12 protein-coding genes are annotated in these 12,861 nt (G+C 68.6%); 11 read left to right on the top strand and 1 reads right to left on the bottom strand.

Annotation, left to right across the window (positions count from 1 at the left end; translation table 11 throughout):
- The first annotated feature begins 61 nt into the window (after positions 1 to 61).
- The 11 genes from ACJH7A_RS08760 to ACJH7A_RS08710 are packed head-to-tail and all read left to right on the top strand — an operon-like array spanning position 62 to position 11,675.
- On the top strand, positions 62 to 2,044 hold the full coding sequence (locus ACJH7A_RS08760; protein ID WP_406801788.1) for a dipeptide ABC transporter ATP-binding protein: 1,983 nt from the start codon (positions 62 to 64) through the stop codon (positions 2,042 to 2,044).
- Entirely contained in the window at positions 2,044 to 2,913 is an 870-nt protein-coding gene (locus tag ACJH7A_RS08755) for an ABC transporter permease (protein ID WP_406801787.1), read from the top strand. Before ACJH7A_RS08760 ends, ACJH7A_RS08755 begins: the two co-directional genes overlap by 1 nt.
- A gap of 45 nt (positions 2,914 to 2,958) precedes the next feature.
- Positions 2,959 to 3,963, top strand: a complete 1,005-nt coding sequence (locus ACJH7A_RS08750) for an ABC transporter permease (protein ID WP_406801786.1) — start codon at positions 2,959 to 2,961, stop codon at positions 3,961 to 3,963.
- Positions 3,964 to 4,620 (top strand): cysteine hydrolase family protein, encoded by a 657-nt coding sequence (locus ACJH7A_RS08745; protein ID WP_406801785.1) that lies wholly within the window; start codon positions 3,964 to 3,966, stop codon positions 4,618 to 4,620.
- Positions 4,620 to 6,224, top strand: coding sequence for an ABC transporter substrate-binding protein (locus ACJH7A_RS08740; protein WP_061004109.1), 1,605 nt, complete (start codon positions 4,620 to 4,622; stop codon positions 6,222 to 6,224). The genes ACJH7A_RS08745 and ACJH7A_RS08740 overlap by 1 nt, the downstream gene beginning before the upstream one ends.
- Complete coding sequence (locus ACJH7A_RS08735) at positions 6,224 to 7,054, top strand: N-acyl homoserine lactonase family protein (RefSeq protein ID WP_406801784.1); 831 nt, start codon at positions 6,224 to 6,226, stop codon at positions 7,052 to 7,054. The genes ACJH7A_RS08740 and ACJH7A_RS08735 overlap by 1 nt, the downstream gene beginning before the upstream one ends.
- On the top strand, positions 7,054 to 8,346 hold the full coding sequence (allB, locus tag ACJH7A_RS08730; RefSeq protein WP_406801783.1) for an allantoinase AllB: 1,293 nt from the start codon (positions 7,054 to 7,056) through the stop codon (positions 8,344 to 8,346). Before ACJH7A_RS08735 ends, allB begins: the two co-directional genes overlap by 1 nt.
- Positions 8,343 to 9,089, top strand: coding sequence for an aspartate/glutamate racemase family protein (locus ACJH7A_RS08725; protein ID WP_406801782.1), 747 nt, complete (start codon positions 8,343 to 8,345; stop codon positions 9,087 to 9,089). The genes allB and ACJH7A_RS08725 overlap by 4 nt, the downstream gene beginning before the upstream one ends.
- Positions 9,086 to 10,099: an allantoicase gene (alc, locus tag ACJH7A_RS08720; protein WP_406801781.1), complete on the top strand. Its 1,014-nt coding sequence runs from the start codon at positions 9,086 to 9,088 to the stop codon at positions 10,097 to 10,099. Before ACJH7A_RS08725 ends, alc begins: the two co-directional genes overlap by 4 nt.
- The gene (locus ACJH7A_RS08715) at positions 10,096 to 10,641 is read left to right on the top strand and encodes a hypothetical protein (RefSeq protein ID WP_133427153.1); all 546 of its coding nucleotides are present in this window, start codon (positions 10,096 to 10,098) and stop codon (positions 10,639 to 10,641) included. Before alc ends, ACJH7A_RS08715 begins: the two co-directional genes overlap by 4 nt.
- Positions 10,638 to 11,675: an isopenicillin N synthase family dioxygenase gene (locus ACJH7A_RS08710; RefSeq protein WP_406801780.1), complete on the top strand. Its 1,038-nt coding sequence runs from the start codon at positions 10,638 to 10,640 to the stop codon at positions 11,673 to 11,675. Before ACJH7A_RS08715 ends, ACJH7A_RS08710 begins: the two co-directional genes overlap by 4 nt.
- On the opposite strand, the gene ACJH7A_RS08705 is transcribed toward ACJH7A_RS08710, so the two are convergent.
- Positions 11,676 to 12,779 carry an ABC transporter substrate-binding protein gene (locus tag ACJH7A_RS08705; RefSeq protein ID WP_406801779.1) on the bottom strand — a complete coding sequence of 368 codons (1,104 nt, stop codon included), beginning with the start codon at positions 12,777 to 12,779 and terminating at the stop codon, positions 11,676 to 11,678.
- Positions 12,780 to 12,861: the final 82 nt, after the last annotated feature.

Raw genomic sequence — 12,861 nt, 5'->3', positions numbered from 1 at the left:
CTGACAGGCCAGCGGTCACGGACGTCCCACGGCATGGCGATCAGAACGCAGGAGAGCACACATGGGCACTGCTGTATCGGTGGTGGACGCCACGCAGGTCGCCACTGTGTCGTCGAACCCGGACGCGGTGGCGACTGTGGCGGGTCTGCATGTCACGTTCCCGCGCAACGGCCGCGAGGTGCACGCGCTGCGCGGCGTCTCGCTGACCGTTCAGCGTGGCGAAATCCTGGGGCTGGTAGGTGAATCAGGTTCGGGGAAAAGCGTATTGGGCTTCGGCATGCTGGGGCTGCTGCCGTCGTCGGCCCGGATCGAGGGCAGCATCTCGGTGGCCGGCTCGGACATGGTGCACGGTGACCCGAAGGCGCTGCGCACGGTTCGCCGCCTCGATCTGGGTGCGGTGTTCCAAGATCCGATGACCTCGCTGAACCCGACCATGCGCATCGGCAAGCAGGTCGCCGAGGCGGCCGGCAGCGACGACGAAGCGCTGCGACTGCTGACCGCGGTCGGCATACCCGATCCAGCGCGGCGGATGCGCGCCTACCCGCACGAACTCTCCGGCGGCCTGCGGCAGCGCGTGATGATCGCCATCGCGATCGCCGGCTCACCGGAACTCATCATCGCCGACGAGCCGACCACGGCGCTGGATGTCACCGTGCAGGCGCAGGTGCTCAAGCTGCTGCAACGGCTCCGCGACGAAATCGGTTGCAGCATCGTCTTCATCACCCACGACCTCGGGGTGGCAGCGCAGATCTCCGACCGCATCGCCGTGCTCTACGCCGGCCGCATCGCCGAAGTCGGCCCGGCCGGTGAGGTTCTCGGCTCACCCGCGCACCCGTACACCCGCGGGCTGCTGCGGTCACGGCTGACGCTGGACACCGTGCGTGGCCGTCGGCTGGCGGCGCTGCCGGGGTCGGTGCCGAGCCCGCTGTCACCGCTCCCCGGATGCGCCTTCAGCCCGCGCTGTGACCAAGCCACCGACGACTGCGAGACATCCTCTCCCGAGCCGACGTCCGTCGGCCCCGGACGGGTCAGCGCCTGTCTGCTCACCCCGGAGCAGTTGGTGCGCGATCCGGCGGCAGAACCCGTCGCCGGGCCGGAACCTGTTGCCGCACAGCCGGTCGGCCCGGCCGCCACAGACCAACCCGCGGCCGTCACGGTGACCGACGTGACCAAGACCTTCACCGTGGCGCCGCACGGCAAGCTCCAGGCGCTGCGCGGCGTGACGCTGCGGGTGGGACATGGCGAGTCGGTGGCACTGGTAGGGGAGAGCGGTTCGGGAAAGTCCACGCTGCTGCGGGTGATCGCCGGTCTGGAGAAGGCGACGACCGGCACGGTCGAGGTGGCCGGGGAGCAGCGCCCACAGATGGTGTTCCAGGACGCGGGCGCCTCGCTCACGCCGTGGTTGTCGGTCGGTGAGTTGATCGCCGAGCGATTGCGCGGCCGGAAACTGTCGCGGGCCGCGCGGCGCGACGCCGTCATCGAGGTGCTCGACCGGGTGGGGTTGCCCGCGGAGGTGGCGAAGTCACGCGCCGGCCAGCTGTCGGGCGGTCAGCGCCAACGGGTTTCGCTGGCCCGCGCCACCGTCGTCCCGCCCGCTGTGTTGTTGTGCGACGAACCGACGAGCGCCCTGGACGTGTCCCTGGCCGCCTCGGTGCTCAACCTGATCGGTGACCTGCGCCGCGGTCTGGACATGTCCGTGGTGTTCGTGACGCACGACCTGTCGGTGGCCCGCGTGGTCGCCGATCGCATCGCCGTGATGTACCTGGGCCGCATCGTGGAGATCGGGCCGGCCGAAGAGGTCATCGGAAACCCGACGCACCCGTACACCCGCGCGCTGGTCGACGCGATCCCCGACCTCGGCCGCGAATCACGGGTCCTGCCAGGCGAACCGGCGAGCCCGCTGTCCCCGCCGACGGGGTGCGCGTTCCATCCGAGGTGCCCGGTGGCCGTCGACGCCTGCAGTGGCGACGAACTCGATGTCCGGCTCGTGGGCAAATCCGGTGGTACACACCAGGTCGCCTGTATCGAAGAGAAGGTGCGCTGATGGCCATCGCGATCCCCGCCCCGAGTCTGACCCGCGGTCGTGGCCGGCTGCGCCTGGCGTTGCCGGAATCTCGGTCGCTGCTCATCAACCGCGTGGGGTTCGCCCTCGTGATCCTGCTGACGATGGCCGTCGTCGCGGTGCCGCTGCTGGCTCCGCACGACCCGCTGATCCCGGTAGGGATGCCGCTGCAGGCGCCGGGCGAGCACGGGTTCCTGCTCGGCACCGACAGTGTGGGACGGGACATCCTGTCCCGGGTGCTCTACGGGGCGCGGTCGAGTTGGCTGGCCGCGCTGGCCGTGGTGGCACTGGGCCTGCTGATCGGCGGGCTCGTGGGCCTGATCGCCGGGGCGGCCGGCGGCTGGATCGATTCGACGCTGATGCGCATCACCGACGGCTTTCTGTCGCTGCCCGCCCCGGTGCTGGCGATCGCCGTGGTCGCGGCGCTGGGACCGAGCTTCCTGCACACCCTGATCGCGGTGTCCATCGTGTGGTGGCCGTTCTACGCCCGGCTGGTGCGCGGTGAGGTGGCGCGGCTGGCCGCACGCCCGCACGTCGAGGCCGCGAAGCTGGCCGGTGTCAGTCGATTTCGGCTCGCGGGCCGGCACCTGCTGCCGGGCGCGGTGCCCAACGCGCTGGTCGCCGCCAGCCTTGATATCGGCACGCTGATCCTGACCCTGGCCGGCCTGTCCTTCCTCGGGCTCGGGCAGGCCGCACCGGCACCGGAGCTCGGCGCAGACTCCGCGCGCAACCTGAGCTACTTCCTGCAGCAGTGGTGGATTCCGGTCATGCCCGGACTCGGGGTGCTCGTGCTGGCCCTGGTCGCCAACATCTCCGGCGACTGCCTGCGCAATCTCATGAAGACGACGTAGGCCGACGATCCGGTGATGAGCGCGTGAAGAGAGGTGAGTGAAAGCATGAAGACCTTCGTGGTCTCGCGGTTGGGGTCGATGGTGGCCATCCTGGTCGCCCTCACGGCAGTGATGTTCGTCCTGCAGAACATCTCGCCACTGGATCCGGTGAAGGCCCAACTGGGCGCTCAGGCCTCGGCCGATGCGGTGGCAACACGGCGCGCGGCGCTGGGGCTGAATGACCCTGTGCTGGTGCAGTTCTGGCACTATCTGTCCGGTGCGGCGACGGGTGATTTGGGCACGTCGTACCGGACCCGGCATGCGGTGATGTCCGACCTCGGCTCGTTCGTCCCGGCAACCCTGGAACTGGCACTCGCCGGCCTGCTGATCGCCGTCGTCCTCGCGGTGCTGCTGGCGTTCAGCACGACCCTGAACTGGCGCGGCGCCAACGTGCTTCGGGCAGTGCTGTTCACGGGTTCGTCGGCGCCGATGTTCCTGCTCGGCATCCTCGGCCTCATCGTCTTCTATCAAGACCTGGGCTGGGTGCCCGCCAACGGCCGCCTCGCCGTGCCGAATCCGCCGACCGGCCCGACCGGCATGCTGACCGTCGACGGTCTGCTCCACGGGCGACTCGACGTCGTCGCCGACGCCGCACACCATCTGATCCTGCCGGCGTTCGTCATCGCGATCGGCCCGGCCGTCGCGATCGGCCGGGTGCTGCGCAGCAGTCTGCTCGCCGACATCGACAGCGACTATGCGCGGACGGCGCGCGCCAAGGGGCTGTCCGAGACCCGGATCCTGGCCAGGCATGTGCTGCGGAACTCGGTCGGCGCCGCGCTGTCGATGACGGGACTCCAAGTGGGCCTGATGTTTTCGGGCGTACTGGTGGTCGAGCAGGTCTTCGGCTGGCCCGGCATCGGGCAGTACGTCGCGCAGAGCATTCCCGTCGCGGATTTCCCGGCGATCGCCGGGGTCACGCTGATGCTCGGCGCGCTCTACGTCGTCATCAACACGGTGGTGGACCTGCTGCAGGCCGCCGCCGATCCACGTATCGCAGTCACAGGAGGTTAGGTGCCGAAACAGCCGCTCATCGTAGGTAATCCCGTCCTCGTCGTCGTCGACATGCAGGAGTCCGGCGACATGCCGGCCGAGTTGGTCGGCATCGAGCACATGGCCGGTTACGGGGACCGGATCGCCCGGGCACAGCGCCTCATCGCGGCTGCCCGCGCCGCGCGAATCCCGATCGTGTTCTTCCAGGAAGTCCACCGCCCCAACGGAATCGACTTCGGTCGCGAACTCGACGGCGCGGAGGGGGAGCATTGCGTGGACGGCCGGCCGGGCACACCGCTGCATCCCGCGCTGCTGCCCGACTTCGACGGGCCCAACCATGAGTTCCACATCGTCAAACGCCGCTATTCCGGTTTCATCGGAACGGATTTCGAGATCGTGCTGTCGGGCCTGCGGGCATCGACGCTCATTCTCATCGGCGGGCTCACCGACGTCTGCGTGCACTACACCTTCGCCGACGCGCACCAGCGGGACTTCTACGTCCGCGTCGTGACCGACTGCGTGGGCGGGTCGTCGACCTATCGCCACGACGCTGCCCTGGATGCCATGGAGTACCTGCAGGCCGGTGCCATGCGCACCACCGAGGAGATCATCACCGCGTTTTCCGAAATGTGTCCGCCCGAACTGTCCAACCCCGCCCTCGAAGGAGCTGCCCGATGATGAAGAGCCACAAGGTCCCCGGCCGTGCGCGCGGAGGCTGGCGGATCGCCGCAGCCGGTGCCGCGGTGATGTTGACGCTGAGCGGTTGCGGTGGTTCGAATTCCGGCGGCGGCACGCCCAACGCCGCGCCGACCGACAAGGTTCTGCACCTGTCGTTCCTGCAGGACCCGGGGCAGCCGCCGGACCCTGACATCTACTACGCGGGCCAGGGCCTGTTGCTCACCACCAACACCTACGAAGGGCTGCTGCAGTACAAGGCCGGTGTCGACAAGGCCGTCCTGGAACCGCTCCTGGCCACCAGCTGGACGGCGTCGCCGGACAACAAGGTGTTCACGTTCAAGCTCCGTGAGGACGTCAAGTTCCACGACGGCACCCCGTTCACGTCAGCGGCGGTCAAGGCATCGTTCGACCGCCGGGTGGCCGTCAACCAGGGCCCGGCCTACATGGTCAAGGACGTGGAATCGGTCACCACGCAAGGTGATTACGGCGTCACCATCACGCTGAAGGCGCCCAACTCAGCGTTCCTCGACTACCTCGCATGTCCGTACGGCCCCCGGATGCTCAGCCCCGAAGGCCTGAAGAAGAACGCCGGCACCGACAACGCGCAGGGTTATCTGACCACCCACGACCTCGGCACGGGTCCGTTCGTGCTGACCGACGCCCAGGTGGGTTCGCACTACGCGCTGGCCGCCTTCCCCGAATACTGGGGCACCAAACCGTATTTCGAGAAGGTCGAGCTTCCGGTCATCACCGACGTCTCGGCGCAGCAGCTGCAGTTCAACAACGGCCAAGTGGCCGCGATCCTGCACGACCTGCCGTCCTCGGCGGTCCAGTCGTACCTGAACAACAAGTCGTTCACCAACTACTCGCTGCCGACCATGATGTCGAACTACGCGTACATCAACCCGCGCAAGGGCATGATGACCGACGCCAAGAACCGCGCGGCGGTGATGCAGGCGATCGACGTCGACGAACTGGTAAAGCAGACGTACTTCGGACGCGGCAAGAAAGCCGAGCAGATCTATCCGCCGAACATGATGGCCGCCGAATACGGCAAGCAATCGGTCCCGCATGACGCGTCGGCGTTGTCCGGCATCGCAGGCAAACTGCCCGCCGATCAGAAGACCGTCACCATCGGCTACGACTCCAGCAACCCCGATAACCAGTTGATCAGCAACCTGATTCAGACACAGCTGGCCGCGGCGGGGCTGACCGCCAAGGTGCAGGCGTACCCCACGTCCGAGATCTACGGCTGGGTCGGCACCGACGGGCAGTCCGCGCCGGAGATCATGACCTATCTCGGCTGGCCCGACGCGCCGTCGCCCTACACGTGGGGCCACATCTCGTGGGACGCCGACGGTGGCTTGAACTTCTTCGGGTGCTCGGCGCCGCCGGTTACCGCCGCACTCGCCGCGGGCCTGCCGACCGACGCCGATGCCGACTTCTCCACCGCTGGTGTGGAAGCCGTCAAGACCGGGTGCTGGCTCAACATCGCTGACGTCAACGACTTCATGGTGGCCCAGCCGTGGCTCAAGGGCGTCGAACAGGCACACGTGGTCACCAACCCGAATTCGCTGCGGCTGAACGCCCTTTCGGTCGGCTGATGGCCACTCTCGTCGGCAAGCCCGGGGTCAGGCGGATCATCCTGCTGACCCTGGGCTGGGAGGAACTGCCGAAATCGGTGTCGGTGTACGGCGCACCGCCGGAGGAGCGCATGCGGGAGCCGGTGCCCGGAGTGTTGCTGCAGACCGACGGCGGCTGGGTGTTGCTCGACACGGGATTCAACACCGCGCTCGTACGGGACCCGGCACTGTACCGGCGGTTCTTCCCGACCGTCGAGTACCGCCCGGTGCTGCCCGGACCCGGTGAGCCGATCGAGCAGCGGCTGGCGGAGGTCGGGGTGGATTTCGACGAGATCCACACCGTCGCCGTCAGCCACCTGCATCACGACCATGCCGGCGGGCTCAAGCTGTTCGCCGGAAAGGTCCCGGTGCACGCCCAGCGCCGTGAACTCGAGTACGGGCTGTCGAATCACCCTGAGCCTGAACGCAACGCGATCAACCGCATCGATTTCGACGACCCGAACATCGAGTGGCACCTGGCCGACGGGGAAGCCGAGATCGCCCCGGGCATCACCGCGGTGCCGACCTATGGGCACACGCCGGGGCACCAGAGCTTCGTCGTCGAACTCGACCCGTCCGTCGGCGGTGACGGCTTCGTCTTCGCGTTCGACGCCGCCGACCTCACCGAGAACATCGAGCACGAGCTCGCCATCGGCGGGTTCATCGACGTCGACCCGCAGGACACCATCGAGCCGATCCGCCGACTCAAGAAGTTGGCCGCCGACAGGGGGTTTCAGCTGATTCCCGGCCATGATCCACACGTGTGGCCCGAGCTCACCGACCATTTCCAGCACAGGTTCGGTGGACTGTGATGGAGTGTGTGCTGCGCGCCGATCGGGTGCTAGTCGACGGTCACCAGATTCCGGCCGCTGTGGGGATCGATAGTGGTCACATCGTCTTCGTCGGTGACGTCGACGCCGATTGCGTTGCGGTGGAAGACCTCCGGTTGCCCGAATCGGTGGTGCTGCTGCCGGGTTTCGTCGATACGCACGTCCACATCAACGAACCTGGTACCGACTGGGAGGGGTTCGCGACCGCCACCGGGGCGGCGGCCGCGGCCGGCATCACCACCGTGGTGGACATGCCGCTGGACTGCGACCCCGTGACCACGAGCGTCGCGGCGCTGGACACCAAAAAGGCCACGGCAGAGGGTAATTGCCACGTCGATGTCGGCTACTGGGCCGGGGTGGTGCCGGACAACCTGGACGGTCTGGCCGATCTGGCGCGGGCCGGGGTCCGCGGTTTCAAGTGCTTTCTCGCGGATTCGGGCAACCCAAACTTTCCGCACCTGAGCCCGCCGCAATTCCGGGATGCCATGCGGCGCATCGCCGAACTGGGCTCGGTGCTGCTGGTCCACGCCGAGAGTCATGGAGTGATCGATGCCGGTCCAGTGCCGGCGGGCCGGGCATACCGGTCGTTCCTCGCGTCGCGACCCGAAGCCGCCGAAGACGATGCCGTGGCATTGGTGATCGACGCCGCGGCGGCGACCGGGGCCCGGGCGCACATCGTGCACGTCTCCAGCGCCACGGTGCTGGCCCGATTGGTCGAGGCCAAGCGGGCCGGCATTTCGGTGACGGCCGAAACCTGCCCGCATTACCTGACATTCGCCGCCGAGGCGGTGCACGACGGTGCCACCGAATTCGCCTGCTGTCCACCCATCCGGGATGGTGCCAACCGCGAACTGCTGTGGTCCGCGCTGCACGACGGCACGCTGGATCTGGTGGTGTCCGACCACTCGCCCTGCGCGCCGCAGCTCAAGGGCGCCGGGGATTTCGGGCAGGCATTCGGTGGGATCAGCTCACTGCAGCTGAGCCCCCGCGCGGTGTGGACCCAGGCCGCCGCACGTGGCTTCGGGCTGGCGGACGTGAGCCGGTGGATGTCGGAACGCCCCGCCGCGCTGGCCGGTTACGCCGATCGGGGCCGGATCGCGGTGGGACTGCGGGCCGACCTGTGCGCCTTCGACCCCGGCGCCCTGGATACGGTGCGGGCGGCGACGCTACGGCACCGCCATCCGGTGAGCCCGTATGACGGGGCCGCACTGCGGGGTTCGGTGCTGCAGACCTGGGTGGCCGGCACGCCGGCGTTGGTGGGGGAGCCGGCATGAGAATCCTGGTGCTCAACCCGAACACCTCGGCGGGGATGACGGCCGAGATCGCGGCCGCCGCTCGATCCGCCGCGCACACTGACACTGAGATCGTCTGCATGTCACCGTATTTCGGCTCGGCGGCAATCGACTCCGCCGCCGAGAGCTACCTTTCCGCGGTCGGGGTGATGGACCTGGTTGCCCGACTGGCCCGGTCGGGCGACTTCGACTTCGACGCCGTGGTCCTCGCCGGTTTCGGTGAGCACGGCCGCGACGCGCTCGCCGAGATGCTGACGGTGCCGGTGTTCGACATCGCCGAATGCGCCGCGCACGTCGCGCATCTGATCGGGCGGCGGTTCTCGGTGATCACCACGCTCGCCCGGTCGATCCCGCCCATCGAGGACCGGCTGCTGCTGGCCGGCCTGAACGCGCACTGCGCCTCGGTGCGCGCCTGCGGCCTCAGCACGGCAGATGTCGACGCCGACGCCGCGGGTGCTGTGCAGGCGATCGTCGACGAGGCAGCGCGCGCCATCAACGAGGACGGCGCCGACGTGATCTGTCTGGGGTGCGCCGGGATGGCCGGAGTGACGGCGGCGATCTCCGCCAAGCTCGGGGTGCCCGCGGTCGACGGGGTCGCCGCCGCGGTGGCCCTCGCACAGGCCGTTGTCGGGCTGGGGCTGTCCACCAGCAAGACCGGCGTGTTCGCGCCAGGACCGGACAACCCACGCAGCCACTGGCCGCTGTCGGAGGCGCTGGGCCTATGACCGACATCGATCTCGCCTCGCGCCTCGTCGGCGGCAGCGTGGTGGCCGCCAGCGACGAATCGTTCGGATTCAAGGAGCGGCTCATCGACCCAGCCGAACCCGCCTTCGTGCCAGGAACCTTCGACCTGCGCGGCGAAGTGGTGGACGGCTGGGAAACCCGCCGCCATGCCGGCCGCGCCGGCGACTGGGCGATCATCCGGCTGGGCACACCCGGCCGGCTGCACACCATCGACGTGGACACCCGGTTCTTCTCGGGCAATCACCCGAGTGGCTGCGCGGTGGACGCCTGCGTGCTGGCGCGCACCGACGATCCGGCAGACCCCGCCGTGGCCTGGACACCGATAGTGGAACCCACTGTGCTCAAAGCGGATTCGCACAATCTTCTGGCCGTCGCGGACCACCGGCGGTGGACGCATCTGCGGCTGCGGCTGCACTCCGACGGCGGTGTCGCGCGGCTGCGGGCATACGGCGAGGTGGTGCCGGACCCCGCATCCTGGAGCGATGTCACCGTCGAGGTTTCCGGCCTGGAGAACGGTGGCCGGGTCGAATGGTGCAGCGACAGCTTCTATTCCAGCGCCACGTCGCTGATCCTGCCGAACCGGCCGCACAACATGGGCGACGGGTGGGAGGCGCGCAGGCGCCGTGATGTCGGACCGGATACCCATGACGCGGTGATCGTCTCGTTCGCCGTGCCCGCCGACCTGCGCCGGATCGAGGTCGACACGTCGTACTTCGTGTTCAACGCCAGCCTGGAGGTGTCGGTGCTGGGCAGCCGTGGCGGTCCCGATCGTGAACATGGTTGGGGGATGGTCGCTTTCGATATCCCGGTGCTGCCCCGGACACGACTGGTCGCCGATGCGCGCCAGGTGTTCTCGGTCGACGTGCCCGACGTGGCGGCACTGCGCGTGCAGGCGTACCCGGACGGCGGGCTCGCCAGGGTGCGGGCCGTGGGGGTGCCCACCACCGACGGGCTGAGGATGCTGCAGCAGCGATGGGAGGAATCGTCATGACACCACTACTGACCGAGTGCGCCGGCCTCTGGCGCCGCACCCTGCTGATCGACACCGACGGCACCCGCGATACCGCACCAGGTGTGCTGTGGCTGCAGGGCCCGACGGCCTACGTGGACTCCCGCGGTTTCGCGGGCGTCCTGCACCAGGAGGCCGACGTCTTCCAGTGGCATCGCGAGTTCGACGCCACGACACCGGGTCCACATCCTGATGCCGGCGTAATGCACTGGGAGGGCGACATTCTCGTCGAGACCGGCGTGCACGAACACTACATCGAGCACTGGGTCCGCGACCCCGGCGAGGCAGGCCCGACAGGCGCGCTGCAGTTGTCCGGGCCCGCCGGGGCCGCGGCGCTACTGGTCCGGGCCGGCGCGACGTTCGGCTGGGCCGACCGCACCGGGGTGATCCTCGGCGCCGTGGGCGGTGCCGAGCAGCGAGCCCTCGGTATCGACTTTGCCGACGTGGCTTCTGTCGGCGACGGAATCCAGGCCAACGGCGTGCGCTGGACGGTGGACAACTCGGAAGGGAATGTGAATTCATGAGTGGCGTAACGTCATTCACGTCGGTGCCGATCATCGATATCAGCGGATTGTCGTCACCCGAGCGTGCCGAGCAGCACCGCGTGGCCGCCGAGCTCGGCCGGGCGGCGGCCGACGTCGGCTTCTTCTACATCAGCGGCACCGGCATCGACGAGTCGTTGTTCGGCGCGATGCTGGCGGCGGTGAAGGAGTACTTCGCGCTGCCGGTCGAAGAAAAGATGCGTGATTACATCGGGCTGTCCCGCTGTCATCGCGGGTATGTGCCGGTCGGCGAGGAGGGCCTGGAGGGCACCGTCCCGGACCTGAAAGAAGCGTTCGACACCGCGCTGGATCTGCCCGCCGACGATCCGGATTATCTGGCCGGCAACCCCATGCTGGGCCCCAATACCTGGCCGGACCTACCCGGTTTCGCCGAGGCGGTGACCGCGTACTACCAGGCCGTGCTGGCCGTGGGGCAGCGGCTCCTGTGGGCGTTCGCCGTCGCCCTCGGCGAGGATCCCGAGGTCTTCTCCCGGCACGCCACCAAGACGCCGAGCCAGCTGCGGCTCATCCACTATCCGTACAACCCGGACGCCCACGACAGCGTCGGGATCGGCGCGCACACCGACTACGAATGTTTCACCCTGCTCAAGCCGACGGCCCCCGGCCTCGAGGTGCTCAACGGCGCGGGCGAGTGGATCGACGTGCCACCGGTGGACGGCACGTTCGTCGTCAACGTCGGGGACCTGCTGGAGCTGTGGACCAACGGCGCGTTCGTGGCCACCAGCCACCGGGTCCGCAAGGTCGCCGAGGAGCGGTATTCGTTTCCGCTGTTCTTCAACGTCGACTACCACACCGAGGTGAAACCGCTGCCGCAGTTCGCGTCGTCAGACGCCAAGCCACGCCCCGCGCTGCGCGCGGGCGAGCATCTGTTCGCCCAGACCGCGCAGACGTTCGCCTATCTGAGACAGCGCATCGAGTCGGGCGAGCTGGTCCTGCCCGACGGCTCGCTGGAACTCGGACAGTTCGGCCAGCAGGCGTTGCAGGACGCGCAATGACTAATTGATGGGCGCGTTGAGCCAGTGCAGGTCGTCGAGCATGCCGCGCGCGGCCACGATGCCCTGGCCGGTCTGCCATACCTCGTTGTTCACCACGAACACCCGGTTGTCGCGGGTGGCGGCGAGCTTCTTCCAGGCCGGGCTGTCGAGCAACGCGGCAGCCTTGTCCTTGGCCGCCGGTGACTCGAACGACATGTAGACGATGTCACCGTCGGCAGTCGAGAAATCGGTGCCGGGCGTCAGCTTCGAGATGTCGATCTCGCGGTACGGCTTGTCGGTGAACCGTTGCGGCGCAGGGCGATCCGCGCCGATCCGGGCCAGCACGCTACCCGGGAAGTTGTTGGCGCCGAAGATTCGCATGGTGCCCTCGGTCAGCTGCACCACCGACACCTGGAAGTGCGAGGCGTCGTTCTGCCCGCCGATCCTGGAGGCGTCGGCGTTGAATCCGTCGACCAGTGCGCCCGCGGCGGCGCCGCGTCCGGTCGCCGCACCGACCATCCGTAGATCGTCCTCCCAGGCCGCGCCGGACGGACCGGTGAGTACCGTCGGTGCGATGGCCGACAGCGCGCCGTAGGTGTCCGACGTCGACGACACCTGCGAGCCGATGATCAGGTCGGGGTTGGCGGCCTTGACCGCCGCCATGTCGGGTGCGCCGCGCGTGCCGGCCGCCGGCACGTTGTGGATGACGGTGCCCAGATACGACGTCTGGCCCGACGAATCCGTCGGGGTCGCCGCGGCGACGACACGGGACTGCAGACCCAGCGCGCACAGCGCATCGAGTGCTGTGCCCGAGAGCACGACGATGCGCTGCGGGTCGGCGTTGACGTCGGTGGCTCCCGCGGCGTGGTGCACCTGACGGATGGGCGGCCCTTCATCGAGCGCTGCCGGGTTGGGCGCGCACGAGTCGTCGGGCCGGCGCTGGTTGCCGAGCACGCCCGCGGTGGCGATACGGGTGGTGCTGGTGATGGGAGCCGAGTTCGCTGCCTGCGGTTCGGCGGTGTGTCCCGAACAGCCCGTCAGGACGGTCGCGGCCGTTGCACACAGCGCGGTGAGAATCGCCGCGCTTGCGCTGGACAGCCGGGTACGGGGAGTCGGAAACTGCACGTGGCCGACGGTAACACCCGCGCGGTCGGGCCCAGATGAGGCGCGGTCGCGAGGGCCCGCGCCACGCCGGGCCCGACGGCTG

Origin of the sequence: Mycobacterium sp. SMC-17 (assembly GCF_045310915.1) — a bacterium.
Classification (GTDB): Bacteria; Actinomycetota; Actinomycetes; order Mycobacteriales; family Mycobacteriaceae; genus Mycobacterium.
Note: the sequence above shows the minus strand (reverse complement) of the source record. Positions and strands in the feature narration are given on the sequence as shown.